Below are 20261 nucleotides of genomic sequence, written 5' to 3'. Positions count from 1 at the left end.
CGCCCGTGAGTACTTATTAACCGCCCGCGGTTAATAAGTACTCACGGGTGCAGGTCGGCCCGGTACTGCCTCGGCGTCTTCCCGAACCACCGCCTGCAGGAACGGTTGAGGGTGCTCTGTTCGGTATAGCCGAGCAGTCCCGCGATCTGGCCGAGATGAAATCCCGGTTCGGCGAGGTATCTCGCCGCCTGGGCGCGACGTTCCCGTTCGATGAGGTCCTGGCATCGCACACCCTCCTCGGCCAGCCGCCGTTGCAGCGTGCGCGGATGCATCGACAGTTGGTCGGAGATGGCCTCAGCGCTGCAGTGGCCGGTGGGCAGCAGACGCCGGGCCAACTCGGCCACGCGTTCGGACAGCGCCGCGGTGCTCGGCAGGTAATGCGTTTCCAGGTATTTCGTGGCGATGCGCCGGGTCTCCGGATCTGCGCTGTCGATCCGCCGGTCCGCCAGGACTCGGGGCAGTTCGAACCCGCACCACGTCTGACCGAACAGGACGGGGCAGTCCAGCGCGCCGCGGTAGGCGGCGTCCGACCCGAGTTGGTCGTGCACGAACGAGATCAGCGAGGGACGCGCATCCGGGCCGCCGAGTAGCCGAAGGATGCGGACGCCGTTGGCCATCGCCAGCTCGTATCCCTGAGGCAGATAGGGCAGCGACGGTTCCGTCATCTCGTAGACGAACCGGACGTCGCCTGCGGTGCGCGGCTCAACGGTCAGCTTCAGGGCGGGCGAGTGCACGTAGAAGTAGCGAGCGATCGCCTCGAATGCGCCGTGCACGGTCTGGGCGTTCCGCGCGATCACGGCGACGGGCCCGAGGATGTCCAGGCCCTGCCAGTGCGAGAGCCGGAGCCCGAAGTCCGGGCAGCCCAGGTCGGCGGCGCCGGCCTCCAGCACGTGCACGACCGCCTCGAACGACACGAACGCGTCCTCCTCGTGCTCGACTCCCGGTGGAATGTGGAAGCGCGCGAGGGACGACTCCGGGTCGGCGCCCAGCTCCCGCATCAGGTCGCCGTACCCCCAGAGGTTCGTGGCCCGGATCAGACTTCCCACGGGGTCAACTCTCTCCTCTCGCCGGAAACGATGTCGGGAAATGCTAAAAGCATGTCCGAAAGTGTCAAGACCTGTGACGTGGCACACAGTCATTCTGTTTGTACCCCATCCTGCGAATCCAGCAGGCAGAAGCGCGAGGAAGCCATGAGCACGACACATTTCGACGTTCTGATCATCGGTGCCGGACTGTCCGGCATCGGAACGGCCTGCCAGGTGACGGCCGAGTTCCCCCACAAGAGCATCGCGGTGCTGGAGCGCCGCGAGCGGCTGGGCGGTACGTGGGACCTGTTCCGCTACCCCGGTATTCGTTCCGACTCCGACATGTTCACGTTCGGCTACAAGTTCCGGCCGTGGCGTGACTCGAAGGTGCTCGCGGACGGTGCGTCGATCCGCCGGTACATCGCGGACACCGCGCGGGAGTTCGGCATCGAGGACAAGATCCGCTACGGCCTGAAGATCGTCGGGGCGGACTGGTCGACAGCCGAGGAACGCTGGACGGTGACCGCCCTGCACGAGGCGACCGGCGACATCCGCACCTACACCTGCGGGTACCTGGTCAGCTGCACCGGCTACTACGACTACGACGCCGGCCACCTGCCGGACTTCCCGGGCACGGACCGATTCCGGGGCCGGTGCGTCCACCCACAGCAGTGGCCGGAGGACCTCGACTACACCGGTAAGAAGGTCGTCGTGATCGGCAGCGGCGCCACCGCCGTCACGCTGGTCCCGTCGATGGCCGGCGATGCAGAGCACGTGACCATGCTGCAACGCTCGCCGTCGTACGTCTTCTCGATCCCCGCCCTCGACAAGATCTCCGAGGTGCTGGGCCGATTCCTGCCCGCCGAGTGGGTGTATTCGTTCGGCCGCAAGCGCAACATCGCCCTCCAGCGCGGGCTGTACCTGGCGTGCCGACGGTGGCCGCGGCAAATGCGCCGATTCCTGCTCTGGCAGGTGCGACGACGCCTCGGCCCCGGATTCGACATGAGCCACTTCACGCCGAACTACATGCCGTGGGACGAGCGCCTCTGCGCGGTGCCGGACGCGGACCTCTTCACCGCGTTGTCGTCGGGAGACGCGTCGATCGTCACCGATCACATCGACACGTTCACCGAGAAGGGCATCCTGCTGAAGTCGGGCCTGGAATTGGAGGCGGACGTCGTCGTCACCGCCACCGGCCTGAAGATCCAGATGCTCGGCGGAATGGAACTCTCCGTGGACGGGCAGCCCCGTCCGCTGCACGATCAGATGACCTACAAGGGCGTGCTCGTCGAGGGAATCCCCAACCTGGCATGGGTTTTCGGCTACACCAACGCGCCGTGGACCCTGAAGTCCGATATCGCGGGCGCCTACCTGTGCCGGCTCCTCCGGTACATGGACGAGGTCGGTCACACCGTCGCGACGCCCCGCGACGTCGAGAACTCCGCGATGGACATCGGCATGCTCGATCAGTTGCAGTCCGGGTACGTGCAGCGCGGTAAGGACGTCATGCCCCGCCAGGGGTCCGCGGAGCCGTGGAAGGTTCTCATGCACTACGAGAAGGACTCCACGATGCTCCTCGACGACCCTGTTCACGACGGAATTCTGCAGTTCGGCGCGCCGGCATGAGGAACGTCAGCCGAGGTGCCATCCGGGCCTGCCTGCGCAGCGCACGCCCCCTGTTCGCGTCCCACCGCGTGCCCGTCGGGGCGAAGCGCCTCATGGTCGAAATGGTGACGGCCGCCGCCCGCCCGCCTCGTGGCACCCGGTTCGAGCGCGACACGGTCGCCGGCGTCCCCGTCGTGCGGGTGCGGCCGGCGCACACCACCGGGGGGACGCTGATCTACCTCCACGGTGGCGGATACGCCCTCGGAAGCGCGAAGGGGTACCGCGGCCTGGTCGCGCACCTCGCCGCAGCCGCCGGGACGACGGCGGTGATCCCCGACTACTCACGCTCGCCGGAATCCCGCTACCCGATTGCCCTCGAGGAAATGGTCGCGGTCTACTCCCGGCTACTCGACGACGGCCTCGACGCGGACACCACCGTCGTCGCGGGGGATTCCGCCGGCGGCGGACTGACGCTGGCGCTCGCGACGGCACTGCGTGACCGCGGCCTCCCCGCCCCGGCCGCACTCGGCCTGATCTGCCCGTGGGCCGACCTCGCGATCGACGTCGACCGGTCGCGACCGGTGCTGCGCGATCCCCTGATCCTGCCGTCCATGACGGCCGAATGGGCCCCGCGCTATGCCGGACAGCACGATCCGAGATCGCCCGGCATCTCCCCGGTGTACGGCGACATGACAGGTCTGCCGCCGATCGTCATGCACACGGCCGGCGACGATCCGATCTCCGTCGACGCGGAGAAGATCGAAGCAGCCGTCGCCGCTGCGGCGGGCGTCCTCCACCATCGCCGGTTCGACGACCTGTGGCACGACTTCCACCTCCAGGTCAGCCTCCTCGCCGAGGCACGCGAGGCGGTCACCGACCTCGGCGCGGCACTGCGCCGTCACATCCAGGAAATTCACCCCGACACAGCAAAGGTTGCATCCACATGAGCACGTTCGAAGGAAAAGTCGCCGTCGTCACCGGAGCAGGATCCGGCATCGGCCGGGCCCTCGCCCTCGATCTCGCGAAGAGGGGCGCAAGGCTCGCCCTCTCCGACGTCGATACCGTCGGACTCGCCGACACCGTCCGCCAGGCCAAGGCGCTGGGCGCGGAGGTCAGGTCCGACCGAATCGACGTCGCCGAACGGGAAGAGATGCTGGAATACGCAGACTCCGTCGTCGCAACGTTCGGCACGGTCCACCAGGTCTACAACAACGCCGGCATCGGCTACAACGGCAACGTCGAGAAGTCCAAGTTCAAGGACATCGAGCGGATCATCGACGTCGACTTCTGGGGCGTCGTCAACGGGACCAAAGCCTTTCTGCCACATCTGATCGCGTCCGGCGACGGGCACGTCGTCAACATCTCGAGCCTGTTCGGGCTGATCGCCGTGCCGGGCCAGAGCGCCTACAACGCCGCGAAATTCGCCGTGCGCGGCTTCACCGAGTCGCTGCGGCAGGAGATGCTGATCGCCAAGCACCCCGTCGAGGTGACCTGCGTGCATCCCGGAGGCATCAAGACCGCCGTGGCCCGCAACGCCACTGTCGCCGAGGACGAGGACGCACAGACCTTCGCGGACTTTTTCGACAAGCGGCTGGCCCTGCACTCGCCGGAGATGGCCGCGAAGTCGATCCTCGACGGAGTCCGCAAGGGGAAAGCCCGGGTGATCATCGGCTGGGAGGCGAAGGCCCTCGACGTGCTGGCCCGCGTCATCGGGTCGTCGTATCAGCGGGTGGTCGCCACCGGCTTCGCGACCTTCATGCCGTGGATGAAGTAGGCGACTGCCGGGGTCGTCCTAGGACGCCAGGATCTTCGCCTTCTCGGCGCTGAATTCGGCTTCGGTGAGCACACCTTGGGCTCTGAGTTCTCCGAGATCCTTCAGCGCGGCGATCCGGTCGACGCTGCCTCCGCCCGAGGAGGGGGTGGGGGCGGCCTGCGGCGGGGGTGCCTGGGAGTAGGCCGGGGCCTCGTTCTGCGGGGCTTGCGGTTGCTGCTGCGGTTGCTGCTGCGGTTGCTGCTGCGGTTGCTGCTGCGGTTGCTGCTGTGGTTGCTCTTTCGCCGCCCACCGCTGGCCCTGACGTCGAGACACTCGATTCGACACGGACGTCGCGGTTCCGGCGATGACGGCGGTGCGGGCGATCCCGCGGAGAAGTCCAGGCATGGTGTTGTCCTCGGTTTCAGCTTCTGGCTTCGAGAGCGTCGAGTGACGCCAGGATGCCCTGTACAGGGATGCGGCCCGACGCCACGAGTTGCGCTCCGCTGCGACGCAGGGCGGTTGCGAGCGGTGCGGCCCAAGTGTTCTCGTAGACCAGTACCGCAGCCGAAGCACCTGGCTCGAGTACGGATCCGGCGTCGGCGATGTCCGTCAGGTCGAGCAGGCCGGTCGAGGCCTCGGCGAAGAGCGACACATCTATATCGCCCACGAGTCCGACGTCGACGACGTCGATCGCCACGACGGAGCCGTCCGTTTCCTTGCGAAGGAAGACCAGGTCGAGCACTCGCACGGTGCCCTGCTCGACGAGTTCGCGGAGGATCGCCAGCGCTGATCCGTCCGGTCTTCGGTCGGCAGGGAACTCCACCACGAGATAATCGATGGGCCCGCTATCCTCCGGGTCGATATCGTTCACCGGAAAACCTCTCTTCGTACATGCCGAGGGGATCCGCGGATGTCACCCCGGATCAGGGCTCGGTCACAATAATCCGGGATCCCCCACGAGAATTCCGGCCATTCTCCGAGCATAATCCGGTTCGAGACCGTCTCACGAGCTTTCACCCTGTTCGGATGATTTTCGGGGCGTGCCTCCATGCGACGCTGAGACCGACCTTCCCCAGCGGCAGCTCACGGAAGTGTTCACCGAAGCGAGCCTCGAGATGTCCCAGGAAAGGCCGTCGTGAGTTCAGGCAAAGAGTCGGTCGCGGTCGCCGGGTCCGGTCTGGTGCTCACGGTGCTGGCGTCCAGCCAGTTTCTGATGACATTGGACAGCTCCGTGATGAACGTGTCCATGGCGACGGTCGCGTCGGATCTCGGGACCACGATCACCGGCATCCAGACGGCCATCACGTTGTACACGCTCGTCATGGCGACGCTGATGATCACCGGCGGCAAGATCGGCACCATCATCGGTCGGCGCAGGGCGTTCGCACTCGGCCTGATCGTCTACGGCGCGGGCTCGCTCACCACGGCGCTGTCCCCCAACCTGGCGGTGCTGCTGATCGGATGGTCCCTGCTGGAAGGGATCGGCGCCGCGCTGATCATGCCCGCGATCGTCGCCCTCGTCGCGGCGAACTTCGCGGCCGAAAGGCGTCCCGCCGCCTACGGTCTGGTGGCCGCGGCGGGTGCGATGGCAGTTGCCGCCGGACCCCTCATCGGCGGTGCGGTGACCACGTTCGCGTCGTGGCGGTATGTCTTCGCCGGCGAGGTGGTGATCGTCCTCCTCATCCTGCTGGTGCTCCGACGCATCAACGACGTTCCACCGGCGAAGGTGCGCCTCGACCTGGTCGGATCGGCGCTGTCGGTGGTGAGCCTCGGGATGATCGTGTTCGGCGTCCTCCGCTCGAGCGAGTGGGGCTGGGTGCAGGCCAAGCCCGGCGGAACCGCGATCGCGGGACTGTCGCCGGTCGTGTGGCTGGTGCTGGGTGGTCTCCTGGTGCTCTACGGGTTCCTGCGGTGGGAAGCCCATCTCGCCGACACCGGCGGCGAGCCGCTGATCGACCCCCGACTGCTGCGGAACCGTCAACTCGCCGGCGGGCTCAGCATGTTCTTCGCCCAGTTCACCGTCCAAGCGGGCGTGTTCTTCACCGTCCCCCTTTTCCTGTCCGTCGTGCTCGAACTCGACGCGCTCCAAACCGGGATCCGGCTCATCCCGCTGTCCGTGGCACTGCTGCTGGCCGCTGCCGGGATCCCCAAACTCCGGCCCGAGGCCAACCCGCGCAGGGTGGTCCGGTTCGGTCTGGCGTCCATGATCGTAGGCATCCTGTTCCTCGTGGCCGGGATGGACCCCGGGGCCAACGCCGGCGTCGTGGCCGTTCCGATGCTGCTGATGGGGCTCGGACTCGGTGCTCTGGCCTCCCAACTCGGCGCCGTCACGGTCTCGGCCGTCCCCGACTCGCAGAGCGCCGAGGTCGGCGGGCTGCAGAACACCGCCACCAACCTCGGCGCGTCCCTGGGGACGGCGCTCATCGGATCGGTGCTCATCGCGACCCTGAGCACCTCGATCGTCGCGGGGATCCAAGCCGATCCCGACGTTCCGCAGTCGGTCCAAGAGCGGGCGACCACCGAACTGGCGAGCGGTGTCCCGTTCCTCTCCGACACTCAACTGGCGGCGGCCCTGGAGGAGGCGTCGGTCCCCGACGCCACCGCCCAGGACATCCTCGACATCAATTCCGACGCGCGACTCGAGGCACTCCAGGTGGCGTACGCCGTCACCGCACTGCTCGCCATCGCGGCGTTGTTCTTCACCGGGCGGATCCCCCGCACCCCCGTCGGCTCCCCCGAACGAAAGGCTGCGCCCGACCCCACTGACCGCCGCAGTTCGTAGGACTTTGCCGCGTCGCGTTCCGGTGGCAGCATTCTCCCCGTGACCTTTGCCCATCGTTTGCGTCCCCGCCTCGTCGAAGAACGAGCGTCGGTGTCGCCGCTCGAACTGTTCTTCGACCTCGTCTTCGTGTTCGCTCTCACCCGTGTCACCGATCTGATGGCCGAGGACCCCACCGGGGTGAACCTGCTGCGCGGCGCACTGGTGATGGCCGTCCTGTGGTGGAGCTGGGTGGGGTACGCCTGGCTCTGCAACCTCGTACGCGCCGACGAGGGCATCGTGCGGGTGGTGATGTTCGGCGCGATGGGCGCCATGTTCATCACTGCTCTGACGATCCCCGAGGCGTTCGACGATCTGACCGGCGGACTCGACGGCCCCGTCATCTTCGCCCTCGGTTACTTCGTCGTCCGCCTGCTGCACCTGGTGATGTTCTGGGTGATCAGCCGCACCGACCCCCAGCTGCGCGGTCAGGTGCTGCGGTTCGCGCCGAGCATGGTCACCGGCACCGTGTTCCTGCTCATCGCGTCGCAGCTCACCGGCACGGCGCAGACCGTGATGTGGATCCTCGCCCTCGCCGGCGACTACATCGGCACACTGATCGGCGGCACCGACTGGCGGTTGCGGTCGATCAGCCACTTCGCCGAACGACACGGCCTCATCATCATCGTCGCGCTCGGTGAGTCGATCGTGTCGATCGGCATCGGCGTCGCGAGCCTGCCGATCTCCTGGGCGATCATCGTCGCCTCGCTGCTGGGACTCGCAGTGTCGGGGCTGCTGTGGTGGTCGTACTTCGACGTCACGTCACTGGCCGTCGAGCACGCCTTCGAGGAGGCAACCGGTGCGCGTCAGATCAAGATCGCCCGCAACTGCTACAGCTTCCTGCACCTGCCGATGGTGATCGGGATCGTGATGCTGTCGCTCGGTCTGAAGAAGATCCTGTCGTACGTCGGCGACGGCAACCATCACCGGCTCACCGACCCGCTGTACGGCTGGCCGCTGATCGCACTGTTCGGTGGGGCGGCACTATACCTCCTCGCGCTGGTCGCGTTCAAGGCCTACGCGACGAGGTCGGTCACCGTGCCGCGCGTCGTGACGGCGGTCGTCCTGATCGCGCTCCTCCCCATCGTCTGGCACATCCCGGCCCTCGCCACCCTCGGCGTGCTCACCGCGGTCCTGCTCGCGATGATCGGATACGAAATGGTCCGGTACGACCAGCCCCGCGACGAGATCCGGCACGGCGCGCACCCGTGAGTACTTATTAACCTCCCGCGGTTAATAAGTACTCACGGGGGAAGCAGTCCTGCACGGCGGCGGCACCGAATTACCTCTGAGGCTCGAGATGATCGAGCCGGAGGGATTGATACACCATGACCGACCACTCTCGCGGCCCACGATTACGCAGTCCACTGCGCGGACCGTGGCTGACCTCGGTATTCGGCCTCGTTCTGCTGATCGGACTTCCGGTCGTCATCGTCACGGGGTTGCTCTCGTACATCGCGTACGGTCCGCAGTTCGGGCAGGCCCGTCCCGGCGACGTCGGGTGGCTGCACCTTCCGTACTTCGCGTGGCCCACCCGGCCGTCGTGGTTGTACCGGCTCACGCAGGGGCTGCATGTCGGGCTCGGACTGGTCCTGGTGCCGATCGTGCTCGCCAAGCTGTGGTCGGTGATCCCGAAACTGTTCGTGTTTCCGCCGGTGCGGTCGCCGGCGCAGGCGCTCGAACGTCTGTCGCTGATCGCCCTGGTCGGCGGTGCGCTGTTCGAGATCATCACCGGGGTGCTGAACATCCAGTACGACTACATCTTCGGCTTCGACTTCTACACGGCGCACTACTGGGGCGCGTGGGTCTTCATCGCCGGGTTCGTGACGCACACGATCCTGAAGGTGCCGTTGATGGTGAGGTCGCTGCGTTCCCGGTCGTTCCGTGAAGTGCTGCGCACCTCCCGCGCGGACACGCGCCCCGAACCGCCGGACGAGAACGGCCTCGTGGCCGAAGACCCCACCTCGCCCACGATCAGCCGCCGCGGCGCCCTCGCCCTGGTCGGTGGCGGCGCCGCACTGGTCGCCGTCCTGTCGGTCGGGCAGACCACCGGCGGGTTCCTGCGCAATGCCGCGCTGCTTCTCCCCCGCGGCCGCTCGTACGGCGACGGTCCCAACGACTTTCAGATCAACCGCACCGCCGCAGCCGCGCAGATCACCCCGGAGCAGACCGGCGACACCTGGCGGCTCTCGGTGACGGGTGGCGCGGAACCCGTGCAGCTGAGCCGACGTCAGCTGCGCGCCATGCCGTCGCACACCGCGACCCTTCCGATCGCGTGCGTCGAGGGATGGTCCACCACCGAGACGTGGACAGGTGTGCGACTGCGTGACCTCGCGGACGCCGCCGGGGTGACCGCGTTCGCGTCGGCGAAGGTGACGTCGCTGGAACGATCCGGGGCGTTCAACCAGGCGGTGCTCACATCCGATCAGGTGCTCGACGCGGACGCCCTGCTCGCCCTCGAGGTCAACGGCGCGGACCTGTCCCTCGACCACGGCTACCCCGCCCGGATCATCGTTCCCGCCCTGCCCGGCGTCCACAACACCAAATGGGTGCAGGCCATCGAATTCCGGGAGGCGTGAGATGCGCCGATTCGCCCGCTTCTACGGCGCCAACCCGCTGCATCTGCTGGCCGTACTGTTCACGTTCGCCCTCGCCGGATATGCGGTGGCGGTGGTCGGTCCGCAGAATCTGTGGAATCAGGACGTGTGGTGGAAGTCGATCGCCGTGTGGTTCCTCGGCGCGGTGATCGCGCACGACCTCGTGCTGTTTCCGCTGTACGCGCTCGCGGACCGGTCCCTGACGTCCGGGCTGAACGCGATGCGGGGCAGGAGAACTCCACGACCGCGGTCGGTTTCGGCACTCAACTACATTCGCGTGCCGGCGCTCGCGTCCGGTCTGACGCTGCTGCTGTTCCTGCCGGGGATCATCGAGCAGGGCGCCGACGCGTATCTCGCTGCGACGGGGCTGACGCAGGAACCCTTCCTCGAACGCTGGCTGCTGCTCACCGCCGCGTTCTTCGCGGTGTCCGCCGTCGCCTACGCCATGCGACTCGCGTTGTCCCGCAGGACTGGTGACACGGTGAGCGCCCCATGAGGAGAACCGACGTCTCCACGGACCTCCTGATGCGCCGCGCGTCCGCGGGTCTCCCGTGCTGGGTGCGCGACGCACGGGGGACGCGTCGCCCCCTGCCGGTGGGCCGGTGGATGGGCGGGGACGCATCCACCCTCTCCGATCGGATCGCGGACCGCGTGATGCTCACCGGGTGTCACGGCGCCACCGTGGACCTCGGATGCGGACCGGGCCGCCTCACCGCGGCGCTCGTCTCGGCCGGTGTCTCGGCGCTGGGGGTCGACTCGTCCTTCACAGCAGTCCAACTCACGATCCGCCGCGGCGGCCTCGCGCTGCACCGCGACCTCTTCGCGCCGCTTCCGCGGTCCGGACATTGGGACCGGGTGCTGCTCGCCGACGGCAACATCGGCATCGGCGGAGAGCCGGTGCGGATACTGAGCCGCGCGCGAGACCTGTTGCAACCGCACGGAATTGTCATCGCCGAGGTGGATCCGCCGACCACGACAGGAGTTCGTCACGAACTACTGCGCTGGGAGACGGAGCATCTGGCCGGAGAATGGTTCGCCTGGGCGAGTGTGGGTGTCGCGGCGATGTCCGGGGTCGCCCGCGCCGCCGGACTGAGCGTGATCGATGTTCTGCAGCACGCGAATCGGTACTTCGTGCGGATGGAATGGGCGTAAAGAGCTCCCATCCGCCGGCGAGGTCGCACCGAATACCTAGTGAACATTCACCCACCCCCTTCCTCCGGAAAGGCTGTTTGATCATCATGTCGAACTATCGAAAAGCACTCGTAGCGGCGGCCATCGGCACCCTGGCCCTGACCCCGCTCGCGGCGTGTTCGAGCAACGACTCGAATGCGTCGTCGAATGTGAGCACAGCAGCATCCACGCAACCCGCACCCGTCGCCCAGGTCGACAACCTGACCGGGGTGAGTACCGCCGTCGCACTGGATTCCGGCTTCACCGGTGCCCTGACGACGCTCGGCCTCACACCCGGAGTGGTGGGTACGGCGGCCCTCGCCGACGGATCGGTCAGCTTCCCGATCACCGGCGGCAACGTGAAGTACTGGGAGCCGGGCACGGTTGACCCCTACGTACAGGGCGAGATCATGCACGACGGGAGCGGATTGTCGCTGGCGGCGCCCGGCACCGTCGTCGAACTCACCGATTTCGCGATCGACCCGGGCACGTCGCTTCTCACCGGCGACGTGAGCGTCAACGGTGCGTCCGCGGCCACCGATGCGGTGTTGTTCGATCTCAACGGCCGCACGTTGAAGCCGCTGCAGACAGGCCCGAACGACACCGCGATCCTGCAGGGTACCGAGGTCAAGATCTCGGAGGACGCGGCCGGACTGCTGAACGAGACGTTCAAGACCGACGCCGTGAAGCCGGGGTTGCTGGTCGGAATCGCCACCATCACGATCGCGACCAAGTGACCGTCTGCCCCCGAACGGCACCTCGGATGCGCCGGCCGTCACCAGTTCGTGAACAGCACATGGTTGACGGCCAGCGCACCGGCGGCCTGCACCGCGAGCCAGAACCGATGGCTTCCGCGCGGCAGGAGTGCGGGGGCGGCGAGCAGCCACACTTCGAACGGCAACCAGATCCGCTCGGTCTCCGCCTTGCTCAACGCGCTCAGATCGGCGATCACCACCGCCGCCAGCGCGGAGAGCACGAGGACGGGAACCGGCGACAGCGCCCGCACCCGCGACCAGGCGAACGCCCGGGGCAGCGCGGCGGGCACCGCCAACCCCACCGCGCAGACGAGCGACGCGAAGTTGGCCCAGCCCCAATAGGCGAAGGGACGATCCGACGCGATGCCCTGGTAGTACCGTTCCTGCACCAGCTGGTAGCCGTCGAACCACCAGAATCCGTACAGCGTGAACACGGCCGCCACCGCGAGCGCACCGGCCAGGGCGCCGACCAGCGGACGGGCCGTGCGCGCGATCATCAGAACGGCGACCGCCGGGATCGCCATCAGCGTGAGCCCGTAGCTGAGGTAGACACCGAAGCCGAGCAACACACCCGCCGCCACCGCGACGAGCGCGGGGGTCGGGACGGTACGAGTCGCCGAGAGGGCCAGCAGGGCGATGCCCCACGCGACCACGCCGGCGAACAGTGCGTCCGCCGACACCGCCACCCAGATCGCGGTGGGTGCGAGGACGAGGAACGGGGCCGCGCGACGAGCCATGGCCTCGTCACCGAGCGCACGGACGGCGACGATCACCGCGGCGCCGGCGCTGGATCCGACCGCGACGCACAGCGCGGACGCCCAGGCGCCGCCGTCGAGTCCGATCCGGTCGAGCCAGACGAACGTCAGGAGCGCACCGGGCGGATGCCCGGACACGTGGGTGGTCCACGAATCGGGCTGCAGGTCCAGGATTCTGTCTGCGAAACCACGCAGCGTCGCCGGGATGTCCGTGACACCAGGAACCTCGTGGAGATACTCGTCGGTCGAGGTCAGGCGCCCAGCGAACCCACGCTGCCAGCCGTCGACCAGCGCGAGCGCCATCGCCCACAGGGCGGACACGAGCCACACTCCCACCGTGAGACGACGCCACGCCAACGTCTGCGCCAGACCCGGCCCCCACAACACGACCGCCGCCGCGACGGCGACGGCGACCGGCGTCCCCCACCCGACGTGCACGTCGCGGAACCCGAACAACGGCGAGGCGTCCGCGAAGTCCCGCGCACTCGCCGCGGTGCGGTGGACGATGGGGGTGATCGTCTCGTTTCCCAGGCGCGGGACGACGAACGCGACCACCACCAGGATCAGGGCGAGTGCGGCGCCCACGACGTCGCGGTACCGGAAATTCCGTTCCTCGGCGCGCTGCGGGGATCCGATGACGTCATCTCCTTCGGCGAAAGTCGCACTCGCGCCCAGCATAACGACGGAGGATTGACTGCATGACCGCAATGAGTGCACGCGAACCGGCCCGCGCGGACGTCGCCGTGATCGGCGGGAGCGGCTTCTACTCGTTCTTCGACGAGGACGCCGCGGAAGTCGCGATCGACACTCCGTACGGCAACCCCAGCGCCCCGATCACGGTCGGCGACGTGGAGGGCAGGCGGGTGGCGTTCCTCCCCCGCCACGGCGCCCGGCACGAATTCGCGCCGCACACCATCCCGTACCGCGCCAACCTGTGGGCGCTGCGCACACTGGGCGTGCGGCAGGTGTTCGCACCCTGCGCCGCCGGGAGCCTCACCCCGGACCTCGGACCGGGCTCGATGGTCGTGCCGGACCAGTTGGTCGATCGCACCAGCGGCCGCACGCAGACCTTCTTCGACGGAGGCGGCGTGCACGTTCAGTTCGCCGACCCGTACTGCTCGGACCTGCGCAAGGCCGCCGCCCGGCCGGGCACCGTGGAGGGCGGTGTGCTGGTGGTGGTCGAGGGCCCGCGCTTCTCGACCAGGGCGGAAAGCGTGTGGTTCGCCCGGCAGGGCTGGACCCTCGTCAACATGACGGGCCACCCCGAGGCGGTCCTCGCCCGGGAACTCGAGATGTGCTACGCCACCATCGCTTTGGTCACCGACCTCGATGCGGGAATCGAGGCCGGCGCCGGGGTACGCGCAGTGGACGTGTTCGCCGAGTTCCAGCGCAATCTCGGGTCCTTGAAGACGCTGGTGCGGTCCGCGATCGCCGCCGCCCCCGAGGGCCCCTGCGAAGCCTGTCGCGTCCACGAGGGTGTGACACTGCCGATCGAGTTACCATGACGGGAACACGCGTACTGCTCACGGGTGCAGCAGGATTCATCGGCGGTCACGTCCACGTCGCGCTGATCGAAGCCGGTCACGACGTCGTGGCCGTGGACGCTCTGCTCCCGTCCGCGCACGGTGCCGACGTCGAACCACCGGACGGTGTGCGACGGGCCGACGTCCGCGACCGTCCCGCTCTGATCGAACTGCTGAGGGGTGTGGACGTCGTGTGTCATCAGGCCGCCGTCGTCGGCGCCGGTGTGGATGTGCGTGATGCCCCGGCCTACGCCAGCCACAACGATCTCGGTACGGCGACGCTGCTCGCCGCGATGCACGAATCGGGTTGCGAGACGCTGATACTCGCGTCGTCGATGGTCGTCTACGGAGAAGGCCGGTACCGCAACGGGCGGGGCGAGTTCGTGGAACCGGCCGCCCGCCGGACCGAGGACCTGGCAGCGGGAATCTTCGACGAGACGGATCCAGACACGGGGAAGCCCCTGGAGTGGGCCCTCGTGGAGGAGAACTCGCCACTGCGGCCGCGGAGTCTCTACGCCGCAGGCAAGGTCGCCCAGGAGAACTATGCGCTCGCCTGGGCGCTGGCAACCGGCGGTTCCGTGACCGCTCTGCGCTATCACAACGTGTACGGCGATCGCATGCCGCGCAACACCCCGTACTCCGGCGTGGCCGCGATGTTCCGTTCAGCCCTCGAGAACGGCGACCCTCCGCACGTGTTCGAGGACGGCAGGCAGACGCGGGATTTCGTGCACGTCCACGACGTCGCGGCGGCCAACGTGGCCGCGGTCGAGGCTGCGCTGCCGGGATTCTCGGCGTTCAATGTGTGCTCGGGACAACCGATCACGATCGTCGAGGTGGCCGCGACGCTCGCGCGTTCGTACGGTGGCCCCGAACCCGTCGTCACCGGCGAGTACCGTCCCGGCGACGTGCGGCACATCGTCGCCGACCCCCGGCTGGCCCGGGAGCGGCTGGGATTCCGGGCGCAGATCATGCCCGCCGACGGGATCGCGGCGTTCGCGCACGCACCCCTGAGGGACGCGGTGCCGGCGGGACCTCCCCGTGTCTGAGCGCGAGCCGATCTCTGCGCGGGACGTCACCGTCGTGATCCCGTGCATGAACGAGGCCGGATCCCTGCCCGGAGTGCTGGCGGCGGTGCCCCGCGACTACCGGACGGTGGTGGTGGACAACAACTCCACCGACGACACCGCCGCAGTAGCCGGCGCGCACGGTGCGTCGGTGGTGCGGGAGCACGTCCCGGGATACGGTTCGGCCGTGCACGCCGGGGTGCTGGCGGCACAGACTTCGGTGGTCTGCGTGCTGGACGGCGACGGCTCGATGGACCCGGGTGAACTCCCGCGACTGGTCGCCGCGCTGGACTCGGGCGCCGACCTCGCCGTGGGACGGCGGCGGGCCGATCGGCGTGGGACGTGGCCGTTGCACAGCAGGATCGGCAACGCCGTCCTCGCCGCACGACTCCGGCGCCGGTACGGGCTGCCGATCCACGACCTCGGGGCGATGCGAGCCGTGCGCAGACAGGACCTCCTCGACTTGGGCGTCGACGACCGCAGGTCGGGCTATCCGCTGCAGCTTCTCGTGCTCGCCGGCCGCGCCCACTGGCGGGTCGTGGAACACGACATCACGTACTGGCCGCGCACCGCCGGCGCGTCGAAGGTGTCGGGTTCGCTGAAGGGCACCGTCGTCGCCGTCCACGACTTCTGGAAGGTGATCGGGTGAACCTCGACGTCGCAGTACTCGTGGTCGCGAAGGCGCCGGTGCCCGGGTTCGCGAAGACCCGGCTCGCGCGGGACGTCGGCGACGCCCGGGCCGCCGACCTCGCCGCCGCCTCGCTGCTGGACACCCTGGACGCCGTCACCGGTGCGGGTGTCGCGCAGCGGGTGGTGGCGATGACCGGCGACCTCGGCCGGGCGGTCCGGGGCACCGACATCGCCTCGGCGCTGGACTGTTTCACGGTGCTGCCGCAGCGGGGTGAGAATTTCGCGGCGCGATTGGTGAACGCCCACGCCGACACGTTCGACGCGTTCGGCCTGCCGATACTCCAGATCGGCATGGACACACCGCAGGTGACGGCGGGACTGCTCGCCGAATCGGCGGACCTGCTCACCGAACGGAGAGGCCGGTGCGTCCTCGGACCCGCGGAGGACGGCGGGTGGTGGATCCTCGGAGTGCCCGACGCCGTGGCGACGGAGGCGATCGGATCGGTTCCCACGTCGAGTCCGGACACCGGACGCCTCACCCGGGAGGCCCTCCTCGCGGCGGGCGCCGAGGTGCTGTCGCTGCCGACGCTCCGCGACGTCGACTACGCGACCGACGTCGCACCGGTCGCCGCCCTCTGCCCGGAGTCCAGCCACTTCCGCCGTGAGTACTTATTAACCACGGGAGGTTGACAAGTACTCACGGGGCGTTGATGCGGGCGAGCGCGAGATAGAGCGGCTCGGTGGGGTCGAGTTCGATCCCGTTGCGACGGAGGAACGCGTCGAGCACGCCCCACACGAGGGGCGCCACCTGGCCGACGAAGTACTCGGTGTCCGGTTTCGCGGAACCCTTCGACGACTCGAGCCACAGGTCGGTGGTCGAGACCATGATCCCGACCGCGGCGCGGGCGGTGAACCGGACGTCGGAGACTTCGGCGGACACGGACTCGAAGATCGTCGACGCGACGCCGGCCAGCCGCTCGGTGAGGTCGCGCTCGACGTCGAGGGACAGGGCGGATCCCGCGCCGTCCTGTTTCAGCTCGCCGTCCGCTAGGAAGCGGAAGACGTTCGGGTGCTCGGCGACCACCTCGGCGTAGCCGGTGATGGCATGGTTCAGCGCCTCGTGCGGTGTGGTGAGCAGGAAGTTGAACTTGGGCGCCACCAGCTTGTAGACGTCGTGGGTGGTGCGGTCGGCGATGGCCTTGTAGAGGTCGGCCTTGTCGGCGAAGTGCCGGTACAGCCGGGGCTTCGTGGCCCCCGCCTCCTTGGCGATGTCGTTCATGCTCGGGCGTGGGCCGTGCGTGTCGATCACCCGGTAGGCGGCGTCGATGAACTCTTCACGGGCGCGTGCCCGCCGGTCCCACGACCGCGGGGTGTCTGTTTCTGCCACTTCGCCTGGACTCCGAATACTCGTTGGACCGCGTGCCGATACCCAGGGTACGGGACCGTGTTCCGACAACGGCAGTAGTGGTTGACACCGAAGTTCGCCGGTGTGACACTCGACTCGCACAAAACGTAACCGCGGGTAACGCTCATCGTGTCTCGCGGTACCAGCGGCCACGCGGCCGAACGGCGCCCCTCGCCCGAAGCCGACTTCGAGGAGATCACTGATGGCACTGCGGAACGGAAAGAAGGTCGACGCGATCGACGTCGACCCCGGTGACGTGACCCTGCAGGCACGCAACGTGAAGTTCGACTGGTCCCGGACCCCGCTACACTGGATTCCCGGCGAACCGATCGCCTCCCACACGCTCAGCGCGATCAACCTGATCCTCCCCGAGGGGGAGCGGTGGTTCTGCGCGACATTCACCGAGGCGCTCCCCCTGATCAACGACGACCGGCTCCGCGCCGACGTCCGCGGGTTCATCGGGCAGGAAGCGATGCACGCCGAGACCCACAACGTGGTGCTGTACGAGTTCCTGGACGCACACGACGTGGATCCGCGGCCGTTCGTGCTGCAGTCGGAATTCCTCATGCGGAAGGTGCTGGGCCGCAGGGAGATGGGCAGCGCCCGCGCGCAGCGTCAGCAACTCGTCGAACGGCTCGCGTTCATCGGTGCGATCGAGCACATGACGGCGTTCCTGGGCGACTGGATCCTCAACGCGCGCCTCGAGGACTTCGACGCCGACCCGAGCATGACCGACCTCTACCGCTGGCACGGCGCGGAGGAGGTCGAGCATCGCAACGTCGCTCACGACGTCGCCATGTACTTCGGGGTGGGGTACTTCCGCCGCAACCTCGCGATGCTGGTGTCGTATCTCGCGTTTCTGGTGGTGATGACGCGCGGGCTGAAGTTCATCGTGCACGCCGACCCGACCATGCGCGACCGCGGCTACTTCTCGCTGTGGATGGGGCTGTTCGCGGCGATGCGCCGCGGTTCCCTGCCCGGACTGTCGAGCCTGTTCCGGGGCGCGCTCCGATACCTCAACCCCCGGTACTCGCCGCAGGCCGAGGGTGACACGGCGCAGGCGATCGCCTACCTGGCCAAGTCGCCGGCCGCGAGGGCGGCGGCGTAGTGACTCCGACGTATCCGGCACCGACCTCCGTACCGGGTGATCTGTGGGGGAAGCGGCAACGCGACCCGCTGCTGCGTGCCGTCGCCGGTGTCACCACCGCGTACATGCGGTCGCTGCGCTTCCTCTACCGCACCGACCTCACCCCACCGGTCAGCGACGGCGGCCGGCGAATGCTGGTGCGTGAGCGCAGAATGGTGGCGCACGACGAGAACGTCGTGAGCCTCACGCTGACCGCCCCCACCGGCGGCGAACTCGACCGGTGGCGGCCGGGCGCGCATCTCGACCTCGAGCTGCCGTCCGGGCGGCGGCGTCAGTATTCCCTGTGCGGTGACCCGGCAGACAGTCGCGCGTACACCATTGCGGTGCGGCGCATTCCCGACGGCGGCGGAGGCTCACTCGAGGTCCACGACCTCCTGCACCCCGGAGCCTCGGTGAAGGTCCGCGGCCCGTACAACGCGTTCCCCTTCGCACTGCCCGGACACGGATCGACCGCCGACGGCCTCCACTTCGTCGCCGGCGGAATCGGGATCACCCCCATCCTCCCGATGGTGCGCCTTGCCCATCGCCTCGGCCTCGACTGGTCGATGGTCTACACCGGCCGTAACCGGGAGTCGCTGCCCTTCCTGGACCAGCTCGCGGAGTTCGGCGACCGGGTGACGGTGCGCACCGACGACGGAGACGGAATACCCACCGCAGCAGAGTTACTCGGCGCGGTGACCGATACGTCCGCGGTGTACTGCTGCGGACCGATCCCGATGATCGCGGCGATCGACGACGCCCTGCCGCCTGGTGCCGAATTCCACTACGAGCGGTTCTCGCCCCCACCGATCGTCGACGGACGGCCGTTCGAGGCCGAACTCGCCCGCACCGGCGAGGTGGTCGTCGTTCCCGCCGACCGGACGGCGCTCGACGCGATCTCCGACGTGCGTCCCGGGCTCGCCTTCTCCTGTCGGCAGGGGTTCTGCGGCACCTGTGCCGTCCGCGTGGAGCACGAGGGCCGGACCTCCGGCCAGATGCTGCTCTGCGTCGAACGCACGCAGGGCGAGCGCGTCGTCCTGGACATCTGACAACCCTCCCGAGGAGACGGTTCCTTCATGACACCACTCGACAACAGGCACTTCGGGTTCGGCGACATCCCCGACCAGTGGGGCAGGACGATCCTCGTCACCGGCGCGAACAACGGACTCGGGCTCCACGCCGCGACGGCGCTCGCCGGTGCGGGCGCGACAGTCCTGCTCGCGTGCCGCAATCCGCAGACCGGCGCCGCCGCGCTCACCCGGATACGCAAGGCGGGCAGCGACGCCGAGCACCACCTGATTCCACTGGACCTCACCGACCTGGCCTCGGTCCGCGACGCGGCGCAGCACGCCTGTGGCGTCGCACCGCGGATCGACGTGCTGATCAACAACGCGGGACTGATGGCCGTTCCCTTCGGCCGCACGGTGGACGGTTTCGAACTGCAGATCGGCACAAACCATTTCGGGCATTTCGCGCTCACCGGACAGCTCCTCCCGGCGCTCCTCGGTGCTCCCGCACCGCGTGTCGTGACGCTCGCGAGCATCGCGCACCGCCGCGGCCGGATCGTGCTCGACGACCTGAACTTCGACCGCCGCAAGTACACCCGGATGGGTGCGTACAACCAGTCGAAGCTCGCCAACCTTCTGTTCAGTGGCGAATTGGCCAGGCGCAGTGCAGCCGCGGGTCTTCCACTTCTCTCGGTGGCGACACACCCCGGCATCGCCGCCACCAATCTCTTCGACTCGATGGTTCCGCCGATCCCGGGGGCTCTCGCCGTGACCCACCTCGGATTGCGGGTGGTGGGCAACGACGAGAAGGACGGTGCGCTCGGACAGCTGTACGCGGCGACGATGCCCGACGTCCACACGGACGACTACCTGGGTCCGAACCAACTGTTCGGGGTTCGGGGACCGGTGGCGCGCTCGCCGCGCACCGGTGGGGCACGGAACACGAAACTCGCGGCGGCCCTGTGGGAGAAGTCCGTCGAGCTGACCGGGGTGGAGTACACCCAGCTCGTTCGCGCGTAGCAGGGCCA

At 68.3% G+C, this 20261-nt stretch carries 21 protein-coding genes; 16 read left to right on the top strand and 5 right to left on the bottom strand.

The annotated features are described in order from the left end of the window. Positions 1-41: 41 nt before the first annotated feature. On the bottom strand, positions 42-998 hold the full coding sequence (locus tag QM693_RS27995) for an AraC family transcriptional regulator (protein ID WP_283332855.1): 957 nt from the start codon (positions 996-998) through the stop codon (positions 42-44). A gap of 192 nt (positions 999-1190) precedes the next feature. Here QM693_RS27995 and QM693_RS27990 point away from each other — a divergent pair, with 192 nt between their 5' ends. The 3 genes from QM693_RS27990 to QM693_RS27980 are packed head-to-tail and all read left to right on the top strand — an operon-like array spanning position 1191 to position 4404. Further along, positions 1191-2651: a flavin-containing monooxygenase gene (locus QM693_RS27990; protein WP_283353934.1), complete on the top strand. Its 1461-nt coding sequence runs from the start codon at positions 1191-1193 to the stop codon at positions 2649-2651. Beyond that, on the top strand, positions 2648-3577 hold the full coding sequence (locus tag QM693_RS27985; protein WP_283353933.1) for an alpha/beta hydrolase: 930 nt from the start codon (positions 2648-2650) through the stop codon (positions 3575-3577). The genes QM693_RS27990 and QM693_RS27985 overlap by 4 nt, the downstream gene beginning before the upstream one ends. Beyond that, positions 3574-4404 carry an SDR family NAD(P)-dependent oxidoreductase gene (locus QM693_RS27980; protein WP_283332791.1) on the top strand — a complete coding sequence of 277 codons (831 nt, stop codon included), beginning with the start codon at positions 3574-3576 and terminating at the stop codon, positions 4402-4404. Before QM693_RS27985 ends, QM693_RS27980 begins: the two co-directional genes overlap by 4 nt. Positions 4405-4422: 18 nt before the next feature. On the opposite strand, the gene QM693_RS27975 is transcribed toward QM693_RS27980, so the two are convergent. Together QM693_RS27975 and QM693_RS27970 are read right to left on the bottom strand one after the other, a co-directional pair. Beyond that, the gene (locus QM693_RS27975) at positions 4423-4788 is read right to left on the bottom strand and encodes an SHOCT domain-containing protein (RefSeq protein WP_283353932.1); all 366 of its coding nucleotides are present in this window, start codon (positions 4786-4788) and stop codon (positions 4423-4425) included. Positions 4789-4804: 16 nt separating this feature from the next. After that, positions 4805-5254 (bottom strand): DUF6325 family protein, encoded by a 450-nt coding sequence (locus tag QM693_RS27970; protein WP_283332789.1) that lies wholly within the window; start codon positions 5252-5254, stop codon positions 4805-4807. A gap of 264 nt (positions 5255-5518) precedes the next feature. On the opposite strand from QM693_RS27970, the gene QM693_RS27965 reads away from it, so the two are divergent. The 6 genes from QM693_RS27965 (at position 5519) to QM693_RS27940 (ending at position 11705) form a co-directional block, all read left to right on the top strand. Beyond that, positions 5519-7165: an MFS transporter gene (locus QM693_RS27965; RefSeq protein ID WP_283353931.1), complete on the top strand. Its 1647-nt coding sequence runs from the start codon at positions 5519-5521 to the stop codon at positions 7163-7165. Between the two features lie 39 nt (positions 7166-7204). After that, positions 7205-8413, top strand: a complete 1209-nt coding sequence (locus tag QM693_RS27960) for a low temperature requirement protein A (protein ID WP_283353930.1) — start codon at positions 7205-7207, stop codon at positions 8411-8413. 116 nt (positions 8414-8529) lie between these two features. Then, entirely contained in the window at positions 8530-9780 is a 1251-nt protein-coding gene (locus tag QM693_RS27955; RefSeq protein WP_283353929.1) for a molybdopterin-dependent oxidoreductase, read from the top strand. A 1-nt stretch (position 9781) separates the two neighbouring features. After that, entirely contained in the window at positions 9782-10294 is a 513-nt protein-coding gene (locus QM693_RS27950) for a hypothetical protein (protein ID WP_283332785.1), read from the top strand. Continuing rightward, positions 10291-10950, top strand: a complete 660-nt coding sequence (locus tag QM693_RS27945; RefSeq protein WP_283332784.1) for a methyltransferase domain-containing protein — start codon at positions 10291-10293, stop codon at positions 10948-10950. The genes QM693_RS27950 and QM693_RS27945 overlap by 4 nt, the downstream gene beginning before the upstream one ends. Before the next feature lie 86 nt (positions 10951-11036). Beyond that, positions 11037-11705 carry a hypothetical protein gene (locus QM693_RS27940; RefSeq protein ID WP_283332783.1) on the top strand — a complete coding sequence of 223 codons (669 nt, stop codon included), beginning with the start codon at positions 11037-11039 and terminating at the stop codon, positions 11703-11705. A 38-nt stretch (positions 11706-11743) separates the two neighbouring features. On the opposite strand, the gene QM693_RS27935 is transcribed toward QM693_RS27940, so the two are convergent. After that, positions 11744-13156, bottom strand: coding sequence for a hypothetical protein (locus QM693_RS27935; RefSeq protein ID WP_283353928.1), 1413 nt, complete (start codon positions 13154-13156; stop codon positions 11744-11746). A 20-nt stretch (positions 13157-13176) separates the two neighbouring features. Between QM693_RS27935 and QM693_RS27930 the strand changes: the two genes are divergently transcribed. The 4 genes from QM693_RS27930 to QM693_RS27915 are packed head-to-tail and all read left to right on the top strand — an operon-like array spanning position 13177 to position 16385. Next, positions 13177-13983 (top strand): S-methyl-5'-thioadenosine phosphorylase, encoded by an 807-nt coding sequence (locus QM693_RS27930; protein ID WP_283353927.1) that lies wholly within the window; start codon positions 13177-13179, stop codon positions 13981-13983. Beyond that, a complete protein-coding gene (locus QM693_RS27925) occupies positions 13980-15047 on the top strand; it encodes an NAD-dependent epimerase/dehydratase family protein (RefSeq protein WP_283353926.1) in 1068 nt (355 codons plus the stop codon). The genes QM693_RS27930 and QM693_RS27925 overlap by 4 nt, the downstream gene beginning before the upstream one ends. Beyond that, positions 15040-15714 (top strand): glycosyltransferase family 2 protein, encoded by a 675-nt coding sequence (locus QM693_RS27920; RefSeq protein ID WP_283353925.1) that lies wholly within the window; start codon positions 15040-15042, stop codon positions 15712-15714. Before QM693_RS27925 ends, QM693_RS27920 begins: the two co-directional genes overlap by 8 nt. Further along, complete coding sequence (locus QM693_RS27915) at positions 15711-16385, top strand: TIGR04282 family arsenosugar biosynthesis glycosyltransferase (protein WP_283353924.1); 675 nt, start codon at positions 15711-15713, stop codon at positions 16383-16385. Before QM693_RS27920 ends, QM693_RS27915 begins: the two co-directional genes overlap by 4 nt. A gap of 7 nt (positions 16386-16392) precedes the next feature. Here the strand turns inward: QM693_RS27915 and QM693_RS27910 are convergent, their stop codons facing one another. Next, entirely contained in the window at positions 16393-17082 is a 690-nt protein-coding gene (locus QM693_RS27910) for a TetR/AcrR family transcriptional regulator (RefSeq protein ID WP_280782959.1), read from the bottom strand. 220 nt (positions 17083-17302) lie between these two features. Between QM693_RS27910 and QM693_RS27905 the strand changes: the two genes are divergently transcribed. From QM693_RS27905 to QM693_RS27895, 3 genes are read left to right on the top strand one after another with little or no spacing between them, the layout of a single operon-like run. Then, positions 17303-18208 (top strand): metal-dependent hydrolase, encoded by a 906-nt coding sequence (locus QM693_RS27905; RefSeq protein ID WP_283353923.1) that lies wholly within the window; start codon positions 17303-17305, stop codon positions 18206-18208. Next, a complete protein-coding gene (locus QM693_RS27900; RefSeq protein ID WP_283353922.1) occupies positions 18208-19275 on the top strand; it encodes a PDR/VanB family oxidoreductase in 1068 nt (355 codons plus the stop codon). The genes QM693_RS27905 and QM693_RS27900 overlap by 1 nt, the downstream gene beginning before the upstream one ends. 27 nt (positions 19276-19302) lie before the next feature. Next, positions 19303-20253, top strand: coding sequence for an oxidoreductase (locus tag QM693_RS27895; RefSeq protein WP_283353921.1), 951 nt, complete (start codon positions 19303-19305; stop codon positions 20251-20253). Positions 20254-20261 lie beyond the last annotated feature (8 nt).

Source organism: Rhodococcus sp. IEGM 1305, from assembly GCF_030058635.1.
In the GTDB taxonomy this organism is placed as follows: Bacteria; Actinomycetota; Actinomycetes; order Mycobacteriales; family Mycobacteriaceae; genus Rhodococcus_F; species Rhodococcus_F opacus_D.
The sequence above is the reverse complement of the archived record's forward strand: the minus strand, read 5'-3'. Positions and strand labels throughout refer to the sequence as shown.